Source organism: Streptomyces sp. SLBN-31, assembly GCF_006715395.1.
GTDB lineage: Bacteria > Actinomycetota > Actinomycetes > Streptomycetales > Streptomycetaceae > Streptomyces.
This window is the reverse complement of the sequence record NZ_VFNC01000002.1, coordinates 2884442-2905924: the sequence shown is the minus strand read 5'-3', so window position 1 is coordinate 2905924 and position 21483 is coordinate 2884442. Positions and strand designations below refer to the sequence as shown.

21 protein-coding genes and 1 pseudogene are annotated in these 21483 nt (G+C 72.1%); 10 read left to right on the top strand and 12 right to left on the bottom strand.

Annotated features, from left to right (window positions below; translation table 11 throughout):
* The first annotated feature begins 58 nt into the window (after nucleotides 1-58).
* Nucleotides 59-286 carry a DUF2277 domain-containing protein gene (locus tag FBY22_RS33275; RefSeq protein WP_142151686.1) on the top strand — a complete coding sequence of 76 codons (228 nt, stop codon included), beginning with the start codon at nucleotides 59-61 and terminating at the stop codon, nucleotides 284-286.
* Nucleotides 287-298: 12 nt separating this feature from the next.
* Here FBY22_RS33275 and FBY22_RS33270 read toward each other — a convergent pair whose 3' ends face one another.
* The 4 genes from FBY22_RS33270 to FBY22_RS33255 form a co-directional block, all read right to left on the bottom strand.
* Entirely contained in the window at nucleotides 299-919 is a 621-nt protein-coding gene (locus FBY22_RS33270; protein WP_174267322.1) for a DedA family protein, read from the bottom strand.
* Nucleotides 920-1094: 175 nt separating this feature from the next.
* Nucleotides 1095-1547: a DoxX family protein gene (locus tag FBY22_RS33265; RefSeq protein WP_142151685.1), complete on the bottom strand. Its 453-nt coding sequence runs from the start codon at nucleotides 1545-1547 to the stop codon at nucleotides 1095-1097.
* Nucleotides 1548-1789: 242 nt separating this feature from the next.
* The gene (locus tag FBY22_RS33260; RefSeq protein ID WP_142151684.1) at nucleotides 1790-3418 is read right to left on the bottom strand and encodes an alkaline phosphatase D family protein; all 1629 of its coding nucleotides are present in this window, start codon (nucleotides 3416-3418) and stop codon (nucleotides 1790-1792) included.
* 85 nt (nucleotides 3419-3503) lie between these two features.
* Nucleotides 3504-4148, bottom strand: a complete 645-nt coding sequence (locus FBY22_RS33255; protein WP_142151683.1) for an HNH endonuclease family protein — start codon at nucleotides 4146-4148, stop codon at nucleotides 3504-3506.
* Between the two features lie 240 nt (nucleotides 4149-4388).
* Between FBY22_RS33255 and FBY22_RS33250 the strand changes: the two are divergent.
* Nucleotides 4389-4785: pseudogene (locus FBY22_RS33250) on the top strand (TMEM165/GDT1 family protein); the annotation flags it as partial.
* Nucleotides 4786-5059: 274 nt separating this feature from the next.
* On the top strand, nucleotides 5060-5728 hold the full coding sequence (locus FBY22_RS33240; protein ID WP_142151681.1) for an HAD-IA family hydrolase: 669 nt from the start codon (nucleotides 5060-5062) through the stop codon (nucleotides 5726-5728).
* A 567-nt stretch (nucleotides 5729-6295) separates the two neighbouring features.
* On the opposite strand, the gene FBY22_RS33235 is transcribed toward FBY22_RS33240, so the two are convergent.
* Entirely contained in the window at nucleotides 6296-7210 is a 915-nt protein-coding gene (locus FBY22_RS33235) for a peptidoglycan-binding domain-containing protein (protein WP_142151680.1), read from the bottom strand.
* A gap of 179 nt (nucleotides 7211-7389) precedes the next feature.
* Here FBY22_RS33235 and FBY22_RS33230 point away from each other — a divergent pair, with 179 nt between their 5' ends.
* Nucleotides 7390-9435, top strand: a complete 2046-nt coding sequence (locus tag FBY22_RS33230; protein ID WP_142151679.1) for an MFS transporter — start codon at nucleotides 7390-7392, stop codon at nucleotides 9433-9435.
* Nucleotides 9436-9473: 38 nt separating this feature from the next.
* On the opposite strand, the gene FBY22_RS33225 is transcribed toward FBY22_RS33230, so the two are convergent.
* Both FBY22_RS33225 and FBY22_RS33220 read right to left on the bottom strand, forming a co-directional pair.
* Nucleotides 9474-10010: a GNAT family N-acetyltransferase gene (locus tag FBY22_RS33225; protein ID WP_174267321.1), complete on the bottom strand. Its 537-nt coding sequence runs from the start codon at nucleotides 10008-10010 to the stop codon at nucleotides 9474-9476.
* Between the two features lie 10 nt (nucleotides 10011-10020).
* The gene (locus FBY22_RS33220) at nucleotides 10021-10647 is read right to left on the bottom strand and encodes a dihydrofolate reductase family protein (protein WP_142151677.1); all 627 of its coding nucleotides are present in this window, start codon (nucleotides 10645-10647) and stop codon (nucleotides 10021-10023) included.
* Between the two features lie 167 nt (nucleotides 10648-10814).
* On the opposite strand from FBY22_RS33220, the gene FBY22_RS33215 reads away from it, so the two are divergent.
* Nucleotides 10815-11513: a hypothetical protein gene (locus FBY22_RS33215; RefSeq protein WP_142151676.1), complete on the top strand. Its 699-nt coding sequence runs from the start codon at nucleotides 10815-10817 to the stop codon at nucleotides 11511-11513.
* 5 nt (nucleotides 11514-11518) lie between these two features.
* Nucleotides 11519-12283 carry a hypothetical protein gene (locus tag FBY22_RS33210; protein WP_142151675.1) on the top strand — a complete coding sequence of 255 codons (765 nt, stop codon included), beginning with the start codon at nucleotides 11519-11521 and terminating at the stop codon, nucleotides 12281-12283.
* Nucleotides 12284-12310: 27 nt separating this feature from the next.
* On the opposite strand, the gene FBY22_RS33205 is transcribed toward FBY22_RS33210, so the two are convergent.
* Nucleotides 12311-12739 (bottom strand): DUF1992 domain-containing protein, encoded by a 429-nt coding sequence (locus tag FBY22_RS33205; RefSeq protein ID WP_142151674.1) that lies wholly within the window; start codon nucleotides 12737-12739, stop codon nucleotides 12311-12313.
* Between the two features lie 80 nt (nucleotides 12740-12819).
* Here FBY22_RS33205 and FBY22_RS33200 point away from each other — a divergent pair, with 80 nt between their 5' ends.
* Complete coding sequence (locus FBY22_RS33200) at nucleotides 12820-13212, top strand: FHA domain-containing protein (protein ID WP_142151673.1); 393 nt, start codon at nucleotides 12820-12822, stop codon at nucleotides 13210-13212.
* Nucleotides 13213-13230: 18 nt separating this feature from the next.
* Here the strand turns inward: FBY22_RS33200 and FBY22_RS33195 are convergent, their stop codons facing one another.
* Nucleotides 13231-13896, bottom strand: coding sequence for an O-methyltransferase (locus tag FBY22_RS33195; RefSeq protein ID WP_142151672.1), 666 nt, complete (start codon nucleotides 13894-13896; stop codon nucleotides 13231-13233).
* Nucleotides 13897-13946: 50 nt separating this feature from the next.
* Entirely contained in the window at nucleotides 13947-15308 is a 1362-nt protein-coding gene (proP, locus tag FBY22_RS33190; protein ID WP_142151671.1) for a glycine betaine/L-proline transporter ProP, read from the bottom strand.
* Nucleotides 15309-15648: 340 nt separating this feature from the next.
* Here proP and FBY22_RS33185 point away from each other — a divergent pair, with 340 nt between their 5' ends.
* Nucleotides 15649-17703 (top strand): bifunctional glycosyltransferase 87/phosphatase PAP2 family protein, encoded by a 2055-nt coding sequence (locus FBY22_RS33185; protein WP_260845239.1) that lies wholly within the window; start codon nucleotides 15649-15651, stop codon nucleotides 17701-17703.
* Between the two features lie 83 nt (nucleotides 17704-17786).
* Here FBY22_RS33185 and FBY22_RS33180 read toward each other — a convergent pair whose 3' ends face one another.
* Nucleotides 17787-19022 (bottom strand): cytochrome P450, encoded by a 1236-nt coding sequence (locus FBY22_RS33180; RefSeq protein WP_142151670.1) that lies wholly within the window; start codon nucleotides 19020-19022, stop codon nucleotides 17787-17789.
* Nucleotides 19023-19255: 233 nt separating this feature from the next.
* Here FBY22_RS33180 and FBY22_RS33175 point away from each other — a divergent pair, with 233 nt between their 5' ends.
* Both FBY22_RS33175 and FBY22_RS33170 read left to right on the top strand, forming a co-directional pair.
* A complete protein-coding gene (locus tag FBY22_RS33175; protein WP_142151669.1) occupies nucleotides 19256-20425 on the top strand; it encodes a steroid 3-ketoacyl-CoA thiolase in 1170 nt (389 codons plus the stop codon).
* Between the two features lie 43 nt (nucleotides 20426-20468).
* On the top strand, nucleotides 20469-20708 hold the full coding sequence (locus tag FBY22_RS33170; RefSeq protein ID WP_142151668.1) for a hypothetical protein: 240 nt from the start codon (nucleotides 20469-20471) through the stop codon (nucleotides 20706-20708).
* 19 nt (nucleotides 20709-20727) lie between these two features.
* On the opposite strand, the gene FBY22_RS33165 is transcribed toward FBY22_RS33170, so the two are convergent.
* Nucleotides 20728-21405 carry a YoaK family protein gene (locus FBY22_RS33165; RefSeq protein ID WP_260845238.1) on the bottom strand — a complete coding sequence of 226 codons (678 nt, stop codon included), beginning with the start codon at nucleotides 21403-21405 and terminating at the stop codon, nucleotides 20728-20730.
* Nucleotides 21406-21483 lie beyond the last annotated feature (78 nt).

The following is a 21483-nucleotide window of genomic DNA, read 5'->3' as shown; positions in this document are numbered from 1 at the left end:
GGTGGCCGCCTCGGAACGGATCATCGCAGGAGACGCCGAGTTGGGCGAGACTGTTCCCATGTGCCGGAGCATCAAGACACTTCGCCCGCCCGCGTTGCCCGAAGAGGCGACGGAGGAGGAGATCAGGGCCGCGGCCCTGCAGTTCGTACGGAAGGTGTCCGGTTTCCGGGCGCCGGCCGCACACAACCAGGAGGTGTTCGACCACGCCGTCGACGTGATCGCGCAGGCCACGGCGGAGCTGCTGGACGGCCTGGAGGTGCGGGGGCAGCAGCGGGCGAGTGCCTGAGGGGCGGGAGGATCAGCCGACCTCGGACGCCTTGACCGGCCGCCGCATCACGTACGCCGCCCCCGACCCCGCTCCGAAGAGCGCGAGGACCGAGACGCCGGTCCCCAGCCAGGTCGCGCCGAGCCACTGGCCGCCGTAGTAGCCGAGGGCCACGCTGTAGGCGGCCCACGCCAGGCCGGCCAGCGCCGACCAGGGCAGGAAGTCGCGGGCGCGGCGGTGGGCGGCGCCGGCGCCGAGGGAGACGACGGAGCGGCCGGCCGGGGCGAAGCGGGCGAGGATGACCAGGGCGCCGCCGCCTCGGGCCAGAGCGACGCCGAGACGTTCCTGCGCGTCGGTCAGCCGGCGGGAGCGGGCGATGGCGCGGTCCAGGCGTTCGCCGCCCCGCCAGGCCAGCCGGTAGGCGACCAGGTCACCCAGGACGGAGGCGGTGGCGGCGCAGAGTGTGAGGGCGAGGATGTCGGGGACCTCGTGCGGCACCCGGCCGGTCGCCGAGCCCGCGGCCGCCGCGGTGGCGGCCGTGATGACCAGCACCCCGCTCGGCAGCACCGGCAGGAACACGTCCAGCAGCACCGACAGCGCCACCATGGCGTAGATCCAAGGGGTCCCGGTCAACGACCCCACACTCTCCAGCACCGCAGACTCCCCGTGAACTCCCCCGTGGACCACACCGTGCCGCGACGTCGCAGGGGAGCGGCAGGGCGGCCATCAACAGCCATACAGCGTACGCCCGTGGTGTGACGGGAGATTCATGGGGGGCACGTGGGATCGGCACAGGACGTTCACCCGGCTGCCGACCCGCGTCGGCGTGTCAGGCGGTCACCGGCGTCTGTTCCGCGGCCCGCTCGCTCTGTGCCGTGGAGCGCCTGGCCAGCACGCGGTCCAGGCCGAACGCGCCGGAGCCGGTGAAGACCAGCAGCAGGAAGGCCCAGCAGAAGATCGCCGCGGGTTCGCCGCCGTTCTCGATCGGCCACAGGGCGTGCGGCTGGTGCACCTTGAAGTAGGCGTACGCCATCGAGCCGGAGGCGATGAGGGCCGCCGCGCGCGTGGCCAGTCCGAGCAGGACGAGGACGCCGCCGACGAGTTCGATGACGGCCGCGTACCAGGAAGGCCAGGTGCCGGTCTGGACGGTGCCGCCGGTGCCGAACGTGCCGCCGAGGACGCCGAAGAGGGAGGCGGCGCCGTGGCAGGCGAACAGCAGGCCGACGACCATACGGAACAGGCCGAGGGCGTAGGGCTGGGCGGCGTTGAGACGAGCGGTCATGTGGGGGGTGCTCCTTCGGTGTTGTCGCGACCTGTCGGGGACATGACAGGTGATGGGACGGCGGTACCGAACGAGCTTTTTACGTTAGGTCAGCCGGGATGATGTTGGAAGTTCAACATTGGCCAACGGGTCGGCGCTGCTCCCTGTGCCGTCCGTCGTGTCGGTGCACGTGGGAGCGCTCCCACGTGCACTCGCATGCCCGAAAGGGTGACCGAATCCGCTCCCTTCCCGGGCCCCGCCGGTCACGAGGAGCTGAGCTGTGACTCCTCCACCGTCCTCAACACCCCTTCCCCACGGGCCTGTTCGAGCCGCAGCCGCGCCGAACGGCCCTTCAGCGTCAGGGTCATGAGCTGGTTGCCGAACCAGGGCCCGCCGGTCTTGCGCCACTTGACCGGCACCGGCGCGCACCCGCCGTGCCGCAGGAACCGCCGCCCCAGCACCCGCGCCGCCGCACTCCAGCCGAACCGGAAGGCGAGGCGGATCGCCCGCGGGACTGCGTTGTGCACGGGCGAGCAGGTGAGCTGCAGTACCCGGGCGTCCGGCCCGTCCCCCGAGGGCCACGATGCCTCCGCCACGTACGCGTGGTGCACGTCGCCCGACAGGACGAGCACCGTCGCGGGCGCCCCCGAGCCCGAACCTGCCTTCGCGATCAGTTCGGCCAGCCCGGCGAAGGAGTCCGGGAAGGCCGCCCAGTGCTCCAGATCCGCCCCCCGTCGCAGGTCCTCGCCGAACCGCGCCCAGCGCGCGCCCCGGTCGCCCCGGCACAGGGCGGCGCTCCACGCCTCGGCGTCGTGCACGAGGTGCGGCAGCAGCCAGGGCAGCGAGGTCCCGATCAGGAGATGGTCGTACGCCCCGGCGTCCAGCACCTGCTCGCGCAGCCACCGCGCCTCGCCCGGGTCGAGCATCGCCCGGTTCTCCTCGTCGAGGACGCGGGCCGCCCGCGAGTCCACCATCACCAGCCTGGTGCGGCCGAAGTCGCGCCGGTAACTCCAGCGCACCGAGGCGGGATCGACGTCGGCGCGGGAGGCGAAGGCGCGCAACTCGTCCGTGCCGTCGGGCAGTTCGCGTACGGCCGCGTAGAGCGGGTCGGCGGCGAGTTCGGCCGGCGAGAGGTTCCCCAGGTGCTGGTGCACCCAGTACGACATCAGACCGCTGAGCAGCCGCTCACGCCACCACGGGGTGGCCCGCATGTCCTCCACCCAGGAGGCGGAGGTGTTCCAGTCGTCGATGACGTCGTGGTCGTCGAAGATCATGCAGTTGGGCACGGTGGACAGCAGCCAGCGCACCTCGGGGTCGAGCCAGGACTCGTAGTAGAGGTGCGTGTACTCCTCGTAGTCGGCGACCTGGCTGCCCGGCGGGTCGCCGAGGCCGCGGCGGGCGGCGAGCCAGCGCTGCGTCGCGGGCGAGGTCTCGTCGGCGTAGACCTGGTCGCCCAGCAGCAGGAGCACGTCCGGGCGTTCGCCCTCGGGGTCGGCCGCCATCCGGACGGCGAGCGTGTCGAGGGCGTCCGGGCCGACGGGGTCCGGCTCGTCGGCCGGCGGGGCGGCCCAGCGGCAGGAGCCGAAGCAGACGCGGACGTCGTCGTCCTCGCGCGGGGCGCGGATGACCGAGGGCGGGAACCGGGAGTCGGGCGGCGGCCACACGCGGGTGCCGTCGAGGTGGACGTCGTACGACGTCGTCGTGCCCGCGGTCAGGCCGGTGACCGGCACCAGGGCGTAGTGGTGGCCCGCGATCTGGAAGGTGCGGGCCTCGCCGCCGGAGCCGTCGGCGCAGCGCACCTCGGCGGTGCAGGGGCGGCTCGCCTCGACCCAGACGGTCGCGGACGATCCGTCGGCATACCTCAGCAGTGGACCCAGGCGCAGTTCGGCCACGTACTCACGCTCCTCCGTCGCCCCGTACGGTACGGAACGACGGAGGCGAGGGGGGAGGTTCCGCGCGTAACGATCAGTAGTCGGATCAGCAGCCGGAGAGGTAGCTCGTCAGCGCCGACTTCTCGGCGGAGTCGACCGAGAGGTCGTAGTAGTACTTCACCTGGACCCAGGCGCGGACGTAGGTGCACACGTACGCGGACCGGGAGGGCACCCAGGTGGAGGGGTCCTGGTCGCCCTTGGACTGGTTCACGTTGTCGGTGACGGCCAGCAGCTGCGGGCGGGTTATGTCGTTGGCGAAGGCCTGGCGCTGGGCGGTGGTCCACTTGCTCGCGCCGGAGTCCCAGGCCTCGGCGAGCGGCACGAGGTGGTCGATGTCCAGGTCGGAGGCGGCGGTCCAGGTCGCGCCGTCGTAGGGGGAGTACCAGCTGCCGCTGGTCGCGGCGCACGCGGAGTCGGTGACGACGTTCGTGCCGTCCCGCTTGAGGATGTACTCGCGGGTGTTGCAGGTGCCGCTGATCGTGATCCAGGTCGGGAAGAGGTCGCGGCTGTAGCCGGTGCGGTTCTCGGTCGCCACGGTGAGCGAGGCGAGGTAGCTGCGGGCGGTGGTGGCGCTGACGGGGGTGGGGAGGGCGGCGGACGCGCTCGGGCCGTTGAGGAGCCCGACGGAGGCTATGAGTCCGGTGAGGGCCGCGAGTATGCTGAGCCGTCGACGCGCGTAGAACTTCGCCATGCGAACTCCCTTGGGGTGTAGGGGCGTTGAGTGCGAGCAGGGGAATGCTCCCGGCGCCGTGTTGCGTCCGGGTGTGCGTTCGGTAAGAAGTTAGTGACGCGTACATGACACGACAAGGTGTACGGCTGAACTTTCGCCCGCGGGCTCGTCGCCTCGCCGGACCGTCGACATGCTCAGCTCGACTGAGCCGGAGCCTGGAGGCGGGTCCCTCGTGGACCTCCGCCGGCGAGACCTTCAACCTTGATCGGCATCACCGTCATGGCGCTCGTCTTCGGCGTCGTCTTCCTCGCGGAGGTTCCGGACAAGACGGCGCTCGCCGGACTCGTCCTGGGGGCGCGGTACCGCGCCTCGTACGTCTTCGCCGGCGTCGCGGCCGCGTTCCTGCTGCATGTCGTGCTCGCCGTGGCGGCGGACAGTGTGCCGACCCTGCTGCCGCGGCGGCTCGTGCACGCACTGACGGGACTGCTCTTCCTGGGCGGCGCGGCGATGCTGCTGTTCGGCAGGGGGCGGCGAGGAGGGGATCCGCAGGCCCGAGGACCAGTCCTTCTGGAAGGTCGCGGGCACCGGTTTCATGCTCATCCTCGTCGCCGGGTTCGGTGACCTGGCGCAGATCATGACGGCCGACCTCGCGGCCCGCTAAGACGACCCTTTCCGCCGACGATGCCCAGTCCGGCCACCGCCCACAGCGCGAGCACGGCACCGAGCCCCACCGGCAGCCTGTGGGAGGCCGCGGCCGGGTGAGGCGGCCGGCTGGGCGGCGGAGGAGCTGAACGGCCGGTGAACTCTTCCGGTAGACGGTGGCGGATGGCGGGCTTGTTTTGTACCGTGGAGAAACAAAGTGGCTCCCGCCCGTTTCCCCTGACCGGCGGGCGGGGCCGCCTTGTTCCCCCCTCCCTGCCTTGGAGCTGCCGATGACGGTCACCGCCGTGCCCACCGTCCTGACCGCCCGCGCCCTCCTGCTGGACATGGACGGCACCCTCGTGAACTCGGACGCCGTCGTCGAACGCATCTGGCGGCACTGGGCCGAGCGGCACGGGCTGGACGCGGACGAGGTCATGAAGGTGGTCCACGGGCGCCAGGGCTACGCCTCCATGGCCGTACTGCTGCCCGACCGTCCCATGGAGCAGAACCACGCCGACAACGCGCGGATGCTGGCCGAGGAGACCGCCGACACCGACGGGGTCGTGGAGATCCCCGGTGCGGCGGAGTTCCTGGCCTCCCTGAACGGGCTGCCGCACGCGCTGGTGACCTCGGCGGACGTCGCCCTCTCCACGGCCCGTATGACCGCGGCGGGGTTGCCGCTGCCGAGCCTGCGCATCACGGCGGAGAGCGTCGCCGCGAGCAAGCCGGACCCCGAGGGGTTCCTCAAGGGCGCGGCCGAGCTGGGCATCGCCCCCGCGGAATGCGTCGTCTTCGAGGACTCGGCCGCGGGCATCGCCGCCGGGCGCGCCGCCGGGATGCGGGTCGTGGGCGTGGGCCCACGAGCCGACTTCCACGAGCCGGACATCGTCGTCCGCGACCTCACCCAGGTACGCGTCGAGGCGACGGTGGACGGCGCGATCCGGATCTGCGTGCGCTGACGTGCCGCGGCCGGCGGATCGCGCCGGCCTGAGGCTCGGGCGTCTGGGACGCCGGTCGCGCCAGGCTGCGCGTGAGGCCGGGCCGAGGCCGGGCTGGTCGCGCCGCCCGCGCGACTCCGCGTTCGGCCGTGCCCGCAAGCGCGCGGTCTGCGGCTCGGACGGCTCCGGCTGCGAGCGGCTCGGATCCACGTGCGTGTCGGGCCGCGGCAGGAACGGCCCGCCGGCCTCACGGTTACGACGTACCCCGGGCCGGTCGCGTCCGGGCCCATGTGAGTGACCTGCCCCGGTCGGCCCTGTGCGGTCGGCCTCACGGCCGACGATTTTCCCGTTGCCGCCGCGTCCGGGTCCGCGTTCGATGCCGCGCCCTTGTCTGCCCCGTACCGTCCGGCCTTCACGGCTCCGACGGTGTTCCCGTTGCGGTCGTGTCGGAATTCGGCGTGCGCTGCGGGGGCCGGGACTGTCGCGTCGGCATGTGGCTCCCGCTTCACGCGCCCGGACCGGGCCGTCGGGCTCGCGGTGCCGAGGTCCCCGGGGTCGACCGCGTCCTCGTCCGACCTGTGGTCGGTCTTACGGCTTCGACGTCTCCGACTCCAAGTGGGCGCGGGTTTCGAGGTCGTAGACGCCGTACTGCTGTGGCTGGATTCCGCGGGCCTGCTGGTAGCGGGTGACCGCGTCCTCGACGCCCTCGTTGTAGTGGCCGGTCGCCTTTCGGGTGTACAGGCCGAGCTGCGTCAGGCGCAGTTCCAGTTCCTTCACCTCGGGGCCGCTGTCGCCGCGGCGCAGGACCGGCGGGCGGGTGCGCTGGTCGTTGCCCGAGGTGATCGTGCCGGTCGCCGAGGACGTGGCCGTCGGCGTGGCCGGACTGCGCGTCGGGGTCACGGAGGGCGACGGCGAGGCGCTCGTGGCGGACGCCGAGGCCGAGGGGGACGGAGTCGCGCCGACGGGCGCGGACGGTGGTGCCGGCCGGCCTGCCGGGGCCGCCGATTCGGACGGCGAGCTCGGCGCCCTGCTCGTCGGCGCCTCCGGGACGCTCGCGCGCACGTCGTCCGGCAGTGCCGTGTCCCGCGACGGCGGCTCGTACGAGAAGAGCCCACTGGCCAGTCCGGCCGCCGCCACCACCGCCACGACGGCGCCGCCCGCGGCGAGCAGGACGGTGCGCGTGCGGGGGCGTCGGCGGCCGGGGTACCGAACGGGGACCGACGCGGCGACTGGCGGGGCCGCCGGGGCCGGCGGGGCGGTCGTTTCGAACGGGCGCAGGTCCGGGCCGACCGCCCGCAACGGCATCGTCCCCTCCGTCGCCCCCTCCAGGTCGACGTACGGCCTGATCCGCAGCGGATCGAAGTCCTCCGCCGCGGCCGCCTGCGCCGTACGGGCCTCGCGCAGGGCCTCGGACGCCCGCTGCGCGCAGCCGCACGACGGCGTGTTGTCGCCGCTTCTGGGCGCACCGCACTCCGGGCACAGGTGACCTTCGGGGTCTGTCACGCGTTCGTCCCTCCCCTCGTGCTCCCCTCGCGAACTCCAGAGATTATGCAGATCTCCCTCACCTCGTCTCCCACAAGCCCCCGGAATCCCGGCTTCCGAGGACTCGACGGGCCATATCCGGTCACTCCGACCACGATGGGAGATGCGTCGAGAACGCACGGAGATCGTTGGGAGGCCTTATGGCAGGGGATGCGAGCACGGTGACCCGGCACCGGCAGGAGGCGCAGGATCCGCACGTGCCCGGGAGCGTCCTCGTCTCGATCGGCGCGCTGCTCCTCGGGATGCTGCTCGCCGCGCTCGACCAGACCATCGTCTCGACCGCGCTGCCGACCATCGTCAGCGACCTCGGCGGGCTGGATCACCTGTCGTGGGTGGTGACCGCGTACCTGCTGGCCTCGACCGCCGCGACCCCGCTGTGGGGCAAGCTCGGCGACCAGTACGGGCGCAAGAGGCTGTTCCAGACCGCGATCGTGCTCTTCCTCATCGGCTCCGCGCTGTGCGGCATGGCGCAGAACATGCCGCAGCTCATCGCCTTCCGCGCGGTACAGGGGCTCGGCGGCGGCGGGCTGATGGTGCTGTCGATGGCGATCGTCGGGGACGTGGTGCCGCCGCGCGAGCGCGGTCGCTACCAAGGGCTGTTCGGGGCCGTGTTCGGGGCGACCAGCGTCCTCGGACCGCTGCTCGGCGGCCTGTTCACCGAACACCTCAGCTGGCGCTGGGTGTTCTACGTCAACCTCCCCGTCGGCGTGATCGCCCTCGCGGTGATCGCGGCCGTGCTGCGCATCCCGCGCAAGCAGACGCGGCACGTCATCGACTACCTCGGTACGTTCCTGATCGCGTCCGTCGCCACCTGCCTCGTGCTCGTCGCCTCGCTGGGCGGGACGACCTGGGGGTGGGGCTCGGCGCAGATCGTCGGGCTGGCCGTGCTGGGCGTCGTACTCGCCGTGGCGTTCGTGGCGGTGGAGCGGCGGGCCGCCGAACCGGTGCTGCCGCTGAAGCTGTTCCGCATCCGGACCTTCACCCTGTCCGCCGTCATCAGCTTCATCGTCGGCTTCGCCATGTTCGGCGCGATGACCTACCTGCCGACGTTCCTCCAGGTGGTGCAGGGCGTCACCCCCACCATGTCCGGCGTGCACATGCTGCCCATGGTGTTCGGAATGCTGCTGTCGTCCACCGGCTCCGGGCAGATCGTCAGCCGGACGGGCCGTTGGAAGGTCTTCCCGGTGACGGGCACCGCCGTCACCACCCTCGGGCTGCTCCTGCTGCACCGCCTCGACGAGAACAGCTCCACGTTCGCGATGAGCGCCTGCTTCTTCGTCTTCGGCCTCGGACTCGGCCTGGTCATGCAGGTACTGGTGCTCATCGTGCAGAACGCCGTCTCCTACGAGGACCTCGGCGTCGCGACCTCCGGCGCGACCTTCTTCCGGTCCATCGGCGCCTCCTTCGGCGTCGCGATCTTCGGCACGGTCTTCGCGAGCCGCCTCGGCGACAAGCTGACGGCGGCGTTCCGGGGCGTGCGGCTGCCGGGAGGCGTCTCCGCGGACGCCCTCGAGTCCGACCCGCGCGGCATCGCCTCACTCCCGCCCGCACTGCGGGCGCCGGCCCTGCACGCGTACGCCTCCGCCATCACCGACGTCTTCCTGTACGCCGCCCCCGTCGCCCTCCTGGGCTTCGTCCTGGCCTGGTTCCTCAAGGAGGACCCGCTGCGCGGCTCCGTCACCGCGCCCGACGTCACCGAGACGCTCGCCAGCAACCCCGTCGAGCGGTCCTCGTACGACGAGGTGTGCCGGGCCCTGTCCGTGCTCGGCACGCGCGAGGGGCGGCGCAGGGTGTACCAGGAGATCACCGAGCGGGCCGGCTACGACCTGCTGCCGGCGGCCAGTTGGCTGCTGCTGCGGATCAGGCGGTACGGCTGGGCCGAGCCGGCCGTGCTCGCCGAACGCAGTTCCGTGCCGCTGAGCGTCATCATCGAGGCCGCCCGGCAGGTGGAGGTGCGGCATCTCGCCGTGCGGGAGGGGCTGGAGCTGGTGCTGACGGACAGCGGGCGACAGGTCGCCGAGCGGCTCGCCCAGGCCCGGGAGGAGTCGCTGGCACGGCTCCTCGGCGACTGGTGGGGGCCGGGGCGGCCCACGGACCTCGTGCAGCTGGTGCGGGAGCTGAACGGCGAGCTGTGCGGGTCGGAGCGGGAGGAACCGCACAAGGGGGTGGTGGAGGGGGCCGGTTGATCCCCGGCGCCCCCTGTGCCCCTGTTCGGCCTGTGTCCCTACGCCCCCTGCGCCTCCGTCGCGGTCGGCGCGGCGGTGGGGTCGCGCCGCAGGTCCTTGCGGAACCAGTGCTCGGCGTACGGGTCGTCGTTGTGGCGTGCCGTCTCCTCGTAGCCGAGGCGGGCGTACAGGGCGCGGGCCGCCACCAGGTCGGACCGGGTGTCCAGGATCAGGTGGCGGGCGCCCAGGGCCCGGGCGGCCTCCTCGGCGGCCCGGACGAGCAGAGGCGCGCCGCCCCTGCCCCGCATCCTCTCGTGCACGAACACCCGGGTCAGCTCAGCTGTCTGCGCGTCCAGCAGACGTACGCCCGCCGAGCCCGCCGGTTCCCCGGCGCAGCGGGCGACCAGCAGCTCGCCCGTGGGCGGGGCCAGTTCCGCGCCGGTCCTGGCGGCGATCTCGCGCTCCAGTTCCGCGGGGTCCGTGCGGCGGCCGTGGTGCAGGAGGTACCAGCGGTCGCTGACCTCCGTGTAGTAGGCCCGCCACAGGGCAGCGGCCACGGGGGAGTCGTAGGGCTCCGGGGTGATGGTCCAGGTCATGGCCCCCATCTCAGGAGACGTTGCGGCGCGCCCGCAACCGGATATGCGTGACCTCCGGTGAGTCCAGCACCTGGGTCTTCTCCCACTCGATGTGCTGATCGCCCAGGTTGTCGAAGAGGCGGCGGCCGCCGCAGGCCAGGACCGGGACGACGTGCAGGAGCAGTTCGTCCAGCAGGCCTGCCCGGATGAACTGCTGGACCAGGTCCGCGCCGCCCGCCAGCGACACGTCCTTCTCACCGGCCGCCTGCCGGGCCAGCTCCACGGCGCGCTCGGGGCCCTCGGTGACGAAGTGGAACGTGGTGCCGCCCTCCTTGGGAACGGACGGGCGCGCATGGTGGGTGACCACGTACACCGGCGCGTGGAACGGCGGCTCGTCGCCCCACGGGACCTCGCCGGTGACGTACATGCCGTGCCCCATGACCACCGCGCCCGGCCGCCGGACGTGCTCGGCGATCAGGTCGTCGTCCGGCCCGGTCAGGCCGCCCTCCATCCCCTGCATCCGGCGGAACGTCCGCAGGCCGAACACCCAGGAGTGCAGCCGCTCCCCGCCGATGCCCAGCGGGTGCTCCCGGCCCGACTCAGGGCCCGCGACGTATCCGTCCAGCGACATTGCCAGCCGTGCGATGACCTCACCCATGGCGATCCCCTTCGCTGCGGGCACCCTCGCGGTGCCTTCGCCGACGTGTCGAACGGGGACGCGCGGGATCGACACGTCGGGCGGATTTTGACACCCGTTTACGCGGGGTGTTCCGGGTCACCCGTTCGGAGAACCGGCCCGTTGGGCCGATACAACGGAAGGCACCCATGTCCACAGGCATGATCATTGCTTTGATCGTGATCGTGGCGGCCGTGGTCGTTGTCGCGGCCGTCCTTGCCCTGCGTGCGAAGGGCCCGCACGGCGGCCGGGACCTGAAGCGCCGCTTCGGGCCCGAATACGACCGGACGGTGGCCCGGCACGACGGGGACGCCACGGCCGCCGAGCGCGAGCTCACCGAGCGCGTGGAGCGGCACGGCTCGCTGCGTGAGCGGCCGCTCGACGCGAGCCGGCGGGAACAGTACGAGGCCCGCTGGACGGCCGCGCAGGAGCGGTTCGTCGACGCGCCCCGGGAGGCGGTCGCCGAGGCGGACCGCCTGCTGGCGGAGCTGGCCGCCGAGCGCGGCTTCCCGGACGGAGGCCAGTACGAGGAGCAGCTCGCCGCGCTGTCCGTCCACCACGCCCACCATGTCCACGGCTACCGGCACGTCCACCGGGTCGCCCGCGTAGGCGCGGGCGGACAGGACGGCGACCGGTCCGACACCGAGGAGATGCGTGAGGCCATGGTCGAGGCCCGCTCGCTCTTCGAGGACCTGATGTCCTCCACCCGGCACCGCGGCGCGAACGCCGAGCGGGCCGAGCGGGGCGACGAGGCCGCCGCCGACGGCGACCCGCGCGGCAACGGGCACCACGAGAGCCGCGGCCATCTGCCGTGGGCCTTCAACCGACGTCACGCGAAGGGTAGTTGAGCGACATGACGGACGCTGTGACCGGCCCCGGCGCCGGTGCCAGGGGTTCTGAGGGCGACGACGGGACCCATCGCCGCACGGTGACCCCGACGCCCGGCGAGACCGAGCGGGAAGGCGGGCGGACGACGCCCGCGCCCGAGGAGACCGGGCGAGGAGGCGGGGTCGGGACGGAGCGCCGGGTCGTCGCGCCCACGCCGCACGAGGCGACCGACGCCGAGGCGGGCAGCGCGTACGACGACACGGGCGCCGGTGCGCACACCGGTACGCCCACCTCCGGAACCGGCCGTTCCACCGCGGGCACGACACCCGGGACGGACACGGGTGGCACGGACACCCGTATCGGCGGGTCCGGCACACATACCGGTGGCACCGACACGGGTATCGGCGGGTCCGGCTCGCATACCGGTGGTACGGACACCGGTATCGGCGGCCACGGCTCCCGCGCCGGCGCAACGGATGCCGGGGGCGCCGCCACCGGGACCCGGCTGCTCCCGCACGACGAGTGCGACAAGCTGGAGGCGCGGCTGCGGCACGCCGTCGCGGGGTTCGTCGACGGTCCCCGGGACGCCGTGCAGGAGGCCGACCAGGTGCTGGAGGAGATCGCCGGGCGGTTCGCCGAGGCGGTCACCCGGCGGCGCCGGACCCTGCGCATGTCCTGGCAGGACGGCAAGTCCGGCGGCGCGGACGAGGCCGCGCGGACGGACACCGAACAGCTCAGGCTGGCCCTGAGGGACTATCGCGAGCTGGCCGAACGCCTGCTCCACGGCTGACCCGGACAGCCACCCGGCCGAGGGGACCTACGCGGTCTCCTCGGCCTTCCCCGCCGCCGTGCGGCGCTCCCGCCACTGCCGTACGACCTCTTCGACGTCGTACGGCTTCATCCCGAGCGGGGGTCCCGGCGGCGGCTTGAACATCATGTTGCGGATCTTGACGTTGACGTCCGTGATCAGTTTGCGCGCGATGCGCTCCGAAGGGGCCGCGTACGCCGCCGCGAGCGTGTCCTCGGCCTCCTTGCGCAGGGCCAGGGTCGGAGGCAGTACCGACAGACCCTCGCGGGCCATCTTCTGCCTGATCCACCACAGTTCGTCGTACGTGGTGTCGGTACCGGGCGGCAACGGCTTGCCCGCGCCCGCGAGTTGAGCGAAGTCACCGCGCCTTTCGGCCTCCCGGATCTGTTTGTCCACCCAGGACTCGAACGGGACGCCGGGTGGCTTTCGCTCGGTCATGACTTCATTGTGCCGGACGCCGCAGACCCGGGCGATTTATCATGCGGCCGCTGCGTAAGACCACTTCAAGAGGAGCGCACGTGCTCGAACTGACCATGGCCACCGTCGCCGCGGCGGAAGAGGGGGCCACGGCCGGCATGCAGATGGCCGACGCGCCCAGCGAGCCCGGCGCCGTGCTGCGGGTGGGCCGGGACAGGGCGTTGTGCCGTCTGGTGACGCCCGACGACTGGCTGTTCGTGTCCCGGGTGCACCTGGAGTTCCAGTGCGGCCCGGAGGGGACCTGGCAGGTCACCTGGCTGCGTGGCTCGCAGGCCGATCCCTCCTCCGAGGTCCGGCTGGTGGTCGGCGAGTACGCCCAGCCCCTCGCCTACGGCGGCACGGTGACGCTGCCCAGAGGCGGCAACGGCGAGATCGTCGTCCGCGACCGCACCGCCCCGAGGAGCGTCAACGTCGGCTTCTACCACGAGTTCTAGCCGGGGCGGGCCCGGCGGCTACAGCACTCGGGCCAGGGCGAAGCCGTCGTGGCCCTTGCCGCTGACCGTCTGGATCGCCGTGCCGCTCAGCCTCGGGTGGCTGCCGATCAGTTCGACGGCGGCGCGGACGCCCTGGATCTCGGGGTCGGTGCTTGCCGCGTCGGTGACCCGGCCGCGCCGTACGACGTTGTCGACGACGATCAGGCTGCCGGCGCGGGTCAGGCGCAGGGCCCACTCCACGTAGTGCGGGTTGTTGACCCGGTCGGCGTCGATGAAGACCAGGTCGAAGGGGGCCGGGTTCTCGTCGGCGAGCTTGGGCAGCGACTCCAGGGCCGGGCCGACCCGCACCTCGACCAGCCGGTCCAGGCCGGCGCGGGCGATGTTGCGGACGGCGATCTCGGCGGTCGCGGCGCTGTACTCCAGGGACACCAGGCGGCCGTCCTCCGGGAGGGCGCGGGCCAGCCAGATGGTGCTGTAGCCGCCCAGGGTGCCGATCTCCAGGACGGTGCGGGCGCCCTGGATCTCGGCGAGGAGCCGCAGGAACTTGCCCTGGGGCGCGGTGACGGCGATGGGCGGGAGTCCGGCGGCCGCACTGTCGCGCAGGGCGGCCCGAAGGGCCTCGTCGTCCTGCGCGAGGTGGGCGGTGAAGTAGTCGTCCACGTCGTGCCACAGCGACTCGCTCATTCACCTGTGCCTTTCGTGCGACCGGAGCGGAACGGCGGGGTGCCGGGTGCCTACCCTTCCACCGCCGGTGCCGAACCCGGCAGCGGTTTGCCCGCCGACTCGGCCATGAACCACACCGCGACGCCGCCGATCACGGCCGCCGCCATCATGTAGTAGGCGGGCATCATCATGTTCCCGGTCGCGCCGATGAGGGCCGTGACGACCAGCGGGGTCGTGCCGCCGAACAGCGACACCGACACGTTGAAGCCGATCGACAGGGAGCCGTAGCGGACCCGGGTCGGGAACAGGGCCGGCAGGGCGGACGGCATCGCGGCCGTGAAGCAGACCAGCAGCAGGCCGAGCGCGGCCATGCCGAGGCCGACCGCGGCCAGGCTGCCCTGGCGGATCAGGAGGACCGCGGGGACGGACAGGAACAGGAAGCCGGCGCAGCCCGCGGCGATCACCGGGCGGCGGCCGATCCGGTCGGTCAGGGCGCCCGCGAAGGGCTGGACGATCATCATCAGCGCCATGACGCCGAGGACGACCAGCAGACCGTGCGTCTCGTCGTAGTGGAGCTCACTGGTCAGGTAGCTCGGCATGTACGACAGCAGCATGTAGTCGGTGACGTTGAAGACCAGGACCAGGCCCACGCATAGCAGCAGGGCCTTCCACTGCCCCGTGATCATCTCGCGCAGCGGGACCTTCGGGCGGGTGGACTCGCTCTTGGCGACCTCCGCGGCGAAGGCCGGGGTCTCCTCCAGGCGCATGCGCAGGTACAGGCCGATGACGCCCATCGGGCCCGCGATCAGGAACGGGACGCGCCAGCCCCAGCTCAGCAGCTCGTGGGAGGACAGCAGGGCGGTCATCAGGGTGACCAGGCCCGCGCCGCCGATGTAGCCGGCGAGCGTGCCGAACTCCAGCCAGCTGCCGAGGAAGCCGCGCCGCTTGTCGGGGGCGTACTCGGCGATGAAGGTCGACGCGCCCGCGTACTCGCCGCCGGTGGAGAAGCCCTGCACCAGGCGGGCCAGGAGCAGCAGCAGCGGCGCGCCGACGCCGATGGTGGCGTACGACGGGATCAGGCCGATGGCGAAGGTGCCCGCCGCCATCATGATCATGGTGAGGGCGAGGACCTTCTGCCGGCCGACGCGGTCGCCGAGCGGCCCGAAGACCATGCCGCCGAGCGGGCGGACCAGGAAGGCCGCGGCGAAGGCGCCGAACGTGGACAGCAGCTGGGCGGTGGGGTTGCCGGACGGGAAGAAGACCTTGCCCAGCGTCACCGCGATGTAGCTGTAGACACCGAAGTCGAACCACTCCATCGCGTTGCCCAGCGCCGCGGCCTGCACGGCACGCCGGACGGGGGCGGGATCGGTGGCGGTGGCATCGGAGGTGCGGGGGGTGCGTACCGGGGGAGCGGGGACTGCGGCGGTCGCCAAGACTCGCTCGCCTACCTTTCGACGGGGACAGGGACGCGGCCCGCCCGGCGACGGTGACGGGGGCCGAAAATCGACCATAGGGGCACTTGTCGCCCTCACGTGTCGCACACAAGTCGTTGCACAGTGCAGGTAAATGCGGTGTGTCCAGGCTCGTATGCCCGCCCGAAGCGCTTCCCGCGAGGATCGGCTGTGATCCATCTCGCGTCCCACCGAGGCAACCGACCCCCCGGCGCACTATCGTCATCCAGACAAAAGGAGAACGGACGTCAGGTGAAGCCGGGGTAGCCTGCGTCTCTCTGTGGGGGCTCACAGGAACATCGGGGCGGGAGGCCGACGAGGCGTGGCGAACGTGGAGCACAGCGGGCGACCGGCGGGAGCCTTGGGGGCGACGGCCGGCGGGGGCCGGCTGCGGGCTGCGCGCCTGGCCCTGTGGCTGGTCGCGGCCGTCCTCGCCGTCCGGCAGGTGGCCGTCGTCCTCGGTACACCCCGGGGTGAGCGGCTGACGGACCTGGAGACCTGGGTGGGTCCCAACGGCGTCCTGCATGTGAAGGGCTCGTTGTACGACTCGACGCGGTTCACCGGCACGCCGTTCGGCGGGCTCGTCCTCAAACCGCTCACCCGGGCGGCCGAGCAGGCCCTCGGCTGGGGCTGGACCTTCGGCACTCTCCTGCTGGTCGTCGCGCTCGGCCTGGTCGCCGCGCGCGCCCTGCCCCAGCCGGTGAGCCGGCGCACCTCGCTGCTGGGCGCGCCGGTCGCGATCAGCCTGCTGATGCTGTCCCTGCCGGTCCGCAACGCGCTCTGGCTCGGCCAGATCAGCATCCTGCCGGTGCTGCTCGTGCTGGTCGGCTGCTTCATCGTGCGCGGGGAGCGCACCAGCGGCGTGCTGATCGGCGTCGCCGCCGCCTTCCAGCCGACGATCCTGCTCTTCGCGCCGCTGCTGTGGTTCACCGGCCGGCGCCGGCCCGCCGTCTCCACCGGTGCCACGTTCGTCGCGCTCACCGCGCTCGCCTGGGCGGCGATGCCGCACGACTCGTACACCTACTGGGTCCACCACATGGCGGGCACCGGGCTCGGCGGCAAGGCCGACGACCTGGCCAACCAGTCCCTGCACGGCGCCCTGCTGCGCCTGGGGCTGACCGGGCCCCTGGAGATCGGCCTGTTCTTCGCGCTCGGCACGGCCGTCGCCGTGGTCGGCGTCCGCCGGGCCGTGCACCACGCCCGCGACGGACAGCTCCTCCTCGCCGTCGCCATCACCGGCTGCGCGGCGATCGCCGTGTCGCCGACCACCTGGCAGCACCAGCTGCTGTGGGTGCTGCTCGGGGTCGTCGGGCGGGTCGGCAAGCGGGCCTCCGACCGGTACGTGTGGCCGGTCGCCGTCGTCCTGGTGATGACGCTGCCGGCGAAGATGATGCTGCCGAACATGGCGGCGATGGACCCCCTGCGTGACAACGTCGTCCTGCTCGCCGCCCTCGCCGCGGCCACGGTCGTGCCGTTCCTGCCCCGCACCTCGCCGTACTACCAGGCGCCGGTCCCGACCGACTACGCCGAGCCGGTCCCGGCGCGCCTGCGGCACGTGCCGCTGCTGCCCCAGCTGCGCCGCGTCCTCACCCGCCCCAACCTGCTGCTGGAGCTGCTGCTGATCCGCGTCACGTACGCGGCGTACCAGAAGGTCAGGCTCGCGGCCACGGGCGGTTCGAACGAGGCGGGGCGGACCCGGGCCGAGCACCACGGCCATCAGATCCTCGACCTCGAGCGGTTCCTGCACATGGACATCGAGCACGCCGTCAACCACGCGGTCGTGAAGATCGACTGGCTGCGGGGCTTCTACGACTTCTACTACGAGTCGTTCCACTTCGTCGTGCCGCTGACCGTGCTCGCCGTGCTGTACTGGCGCCGCCCGGTCGACTACCGCTGGGCGCGCTCGGCGCTCGGCTTCGCCACGCTGCTGGCCCTGGTCGGCTTCTGGCTCTACCCGCTGGCCCCTCCGCGCCTGCTGCCCGGCCTGGGCGTCATCGACACCGTGCACGGCGTCCAGGACTTCTCCAAGCCGGACTACGGCACCCTGACCGCGCTGACGAACCAGTACGCCGCGATGCCCTCGCTGCACTTCGGCTGGTCGCTGTGGTGCGGGGTGGTGATCGCGGTGATCGCGCCCAAGTGGTGGATGAAGGCGCTGGGCCTGCTGCACCCGTTCTTCACGGTCTCGGCGATCGTGGCCACCGGCAACCACTGGGTGCTGGACGCGGTGGGCGGCGCGGCGGTCGTGGGCGTGGGCTTCGGACTGGCGTACCTGCTGCAGGGACCGCGGGCCCGTACGGCCGTGGCGGTCGGTGCCGGTGATCCGCCCCAGGAGGCCGTCGCCGCCGGCCTCGGGGGAGGCAGAAGCGGGGCGTAGGGGGATGCTCCTGCCTCCCTCGAGATCGGCGGGACGGGCCGGCGGCTCCGGGAGGCCGCCGGCCCGAGCAACCGGGATGCCGGTCAGCCGGTCTCGACCATCAGGTGCTTGACGCCGTTGATCCACGCGGAGCGCAGGCGGTCGGGGTCGCCGGCCAGGGTGAGGCCGGGCAGGGCGTCGGCGATGGCGTTGAAGATGAGGTTGATCTCCAGGACCGCGAGGGACTTGCCCAGGCAGTAGTGGGGACCGCCGCCGCCGAAGCCGAGGTGGGGGTTGGGGTCGCGCATGATGTCGAAGGTGTCGGGGTCGGTGAAGACCTCCGGGTCGTGGTTGGCGGCGGCGTAGAAGATGCCCACCCGGTCGCCCTTCCGGATGCGCCTGCCGCCGAGTTCGAGGTCCTGGGTGGCGGTGCGCTGGAAAGCGTTGACCGGGGTCGCCCAGCGGACGATCTCCTCGGCCGCCGTCTCGGGCCGCGTCCGCTTGTACAGCTCCCACTGGTCGGGGTGGGTGAGGAACGCGTGCATGCCGTGGGTGATGGCGTTGCGGGTGGTCTCGTTGCCGGCCACGGCCAGCATCAGCACGAAGAACCCGAACTCGTCGGAGTTGAGGTTGCCCTCGTCCTCGGCGGCGACCAGCGTGGTGACGATGTCCTTGGCCGGGCATCCCTTGCGGTCCACGGCCATGTTCATGGCGTAGGCGATGAGTTCGGTGGCCGACTCGGCGCCGACCTCCTCGGTGATGGCGTACTCGGGATCGTCGTAGGCGATCATCTTGTTGGACCAGTCGAAGATCTTGGCCCGGTCGTCCTGCGGGATGCCGATGAGCTCCGCGATGGCCTGAAGCGGCAGTTCGCAGGCGACCTCGGTGACGAAGTCGAAGGTGCCGGAGCGGCCGCGGGCGGAGCGGGCGATGGTGTGGGCGCGTTCGCGCAGCCGGTCCTCCAGCGCCCGGATCGCGCGCGGGGTGAAGATGCGCTGCACGATCTGGCGGACGCGCGTGTGCTCGGGCGGATCCATGTTCAGCAGGATCAGCCGCTGGGCGTCGATCGCGTCGCGCTCGATGTGCTCGTTGAAGCGGATGATCGCCGTGTTGAGGTACGAGGAGAACAACTCGGGGTGCGTGGAGACGTACTTGACGTCGGCGTGCCGGGTCACGGCCCAGTAGCCCTCGTCCCGGAAGCCGGCGATGTTGCCCGCCTGGGGAACCCAGCGCACGGGTTCGGCCCGGCGCAGCTCGGCGAACTCCGGCAGGGGCACACGGGCTTGCAGCAGGTCGGGGTCGGTGAAGTCGAACCCGTCGGGCAGAGCTGGACAGGGCATGGGCGACTCACTCCAGCCGGTGTTCTGACGGTCCATCAGGTTTGCCGTGAAGGTAGTAACGGGTTCTACAAGGTGCAAGGGGTACGGCAGGCCCAATTGCTTGCACGACCCTTGCGGTTGTGCGCGCCCTGTCAGCAGACTGCTGGCAGAACTAGAACACGTACTAGTTCAGCGTGGCGGGGCCGGCCGGGACGCCCCCGCGCCGCGCGGGTACCGGAGGAGAGGATCCCCCCATGGCCGCGGAACCCGTGATCGTCGAAGCCGTACGCACCCCCATCGGCAGGCGCGGCGGAGCGCTCGCCAACCTGCACCCCGCCTACCTCCTGGGCGAGACCTACCGTGAACTCCTCGGCCGCACCGGCATCCCCGCCGACGCGGTCGAACAGGTCGTGGGCGGCACCGTCACCCACGCCGGCGAACAGTCCATGAACCCCGCGCGCACCGCCTGGCTGGCCATGGGACTGCCGTACGAGACGGCGGCGACAACGGTCGACTGCCAGTGCGGCTCCTCGCAGCAGGCCTCGCACATGACCGCCAACATGGTCGCGGCGGGCGTCATCGACGTGGGCATCAGCTGCGGTGTCGAGGCGATGTCCCGCGTCCCGCTGGGGTCCGGGTCCAAGCACGGGCCGGGAAAGCCGTTCCCGGACGAGTGGAACGTGGACCTGCCGAACCAGTTCGAGGCGGCCGAACGGATCGCCCGCCATCGGGGGCTCACCCGCGAGAACGTCGACTCGCTCGGGCTGATCTCGCAGGAGCGGGCCGCCGTGGCGTGGTCGGAGGAGCGCTTCAAACGGGAGACCTTCGCCGTCCAGGTCCCGACCACCGAGGACGAACAGCGCGCCGGACAGGGCATGTGGCGGCTCGTCGACCGGGACGAGGGCCTGCGCGACACGTCCATGGAGGCGCTGGCCGGCCTGAAGCCGGTCATGCCGACGGCCGTCCACACGGCCGGCAACTCCTCGCAGATCAGCGACGGCGCATCGGCCATCATGTGGGCGTCGAAGCGGATGGCGCGGGCGCTGAAGCTGCGGCCGAGGGCGCGGATCGTGGCCCAGGCGCTGGTCGGCGCCGACCCGCACTTCCACCTCGACGGTCCCATCGACGCGACGCGCGCGGTACTGGGCAAGGCGGGCATGTCGCTGAAGGACATCGACCTCGTCGAGATCAACGAGGCCTTCGCGTCAGTGGTGTTGAGCTGGGCGCAGGTCTTCGAGCAGGACCTGGCGAAGGTGAACGTCAACGGCGGCGCGATCGCGCTGGGGCACCCCGTGGGCGCCACCGGCGCCCGGCTCATCACCACGGCACTTCACGAACTGGAGCGCACGGACAAGGAGTTCGCGCTCATCACCATGTGCGCGGGCGGCGGGCTGGCCACCGGGACGATCATCCAGAGGCTGTAGAAAGCCTGTGGACAGGTGAAGTCCGGGCTGGTCGACTTGCCCGATGCTGATCAACCTGATCCTCCGCGTCCTGCCCTTCTACATCCGCGAGCCCCTGGTCATCGCGGTCTGCGCGTTCTTCGCCGGCCTGGCCTTCTACTGGTTCTTCACCGTGGGAGGCCTGGCCCGGGGCGGCATAGGGCTGCTGTTCCTGGCGGTCGGCACCCTGCGGTTCCTCTTCGCCAGAAAGGAGTGGAGATCCCGCCGGGCGGCGAAGGCCGGGGGTGTCAGTCCCCAGGTGTAGTGGGAGCGGGCGAACGGACCTACTCCCGCCCCGAAGCCACCGCGGCCAGCACGCCCGCCGCGACCGCCGCCACCAGCAGCGGGATGCCCAGCCCGTGGTGGATGACCAGCCACGCGCCCAGGCAGGCGCCCGCCGCCATCGCGATCACCGAGGCCGTACGGCGGGGCGAGTGGGTGCCCCGGCCGCCGCCGGCGCGGGAGTCGGCGGCCAGGCCCGTCAGGGTCATGGTGAGGACCGTGGTCGTCAGGTCGGCGATGCCGAGCCGGCGGACCGTGGCGTTGCGCAGGCCCATCGCGAAGGCCGTCAGGGCGATCAGGGAGTAGACCGTGGCCGTCGCGTGCGGGGCGAGGAAGGCCGTCAGTGCGGACACGCCCACCAGGGCCGCCTCCGCCGCCAGGATCAGCCGCGCCCACGTACGGCGCGAGCCCTCCGCCCGCCGTCGCGCGACCCGGCCCCCCGCCACCGCGCCCGCGAGGAAGCAGACCAGGGAGGTGGCCGTGTGCGGGATGGAGAAGCCGGGGGCACCGGCCGCGGCGAAGCCCAGCACCACCACGTTGCCGGTCATGTTCGCGGTGAAGACGTGCCCGAGGCCCAGATAACTCACCGCGTCGATCAGTCCGCTGACCACCGTCAGCCCCAACAGGACGGGCACCAGCCGCAGTCCGCGGGTCTCGTGTCCGTCGGCGCTCTCACTCACTGGGTCTCCGGTCGTCCGGACGGGCAGGGTGCACCCAAGTCCACCATGCGGGCGGGGGACTCTCGGATGTCGGCGCGA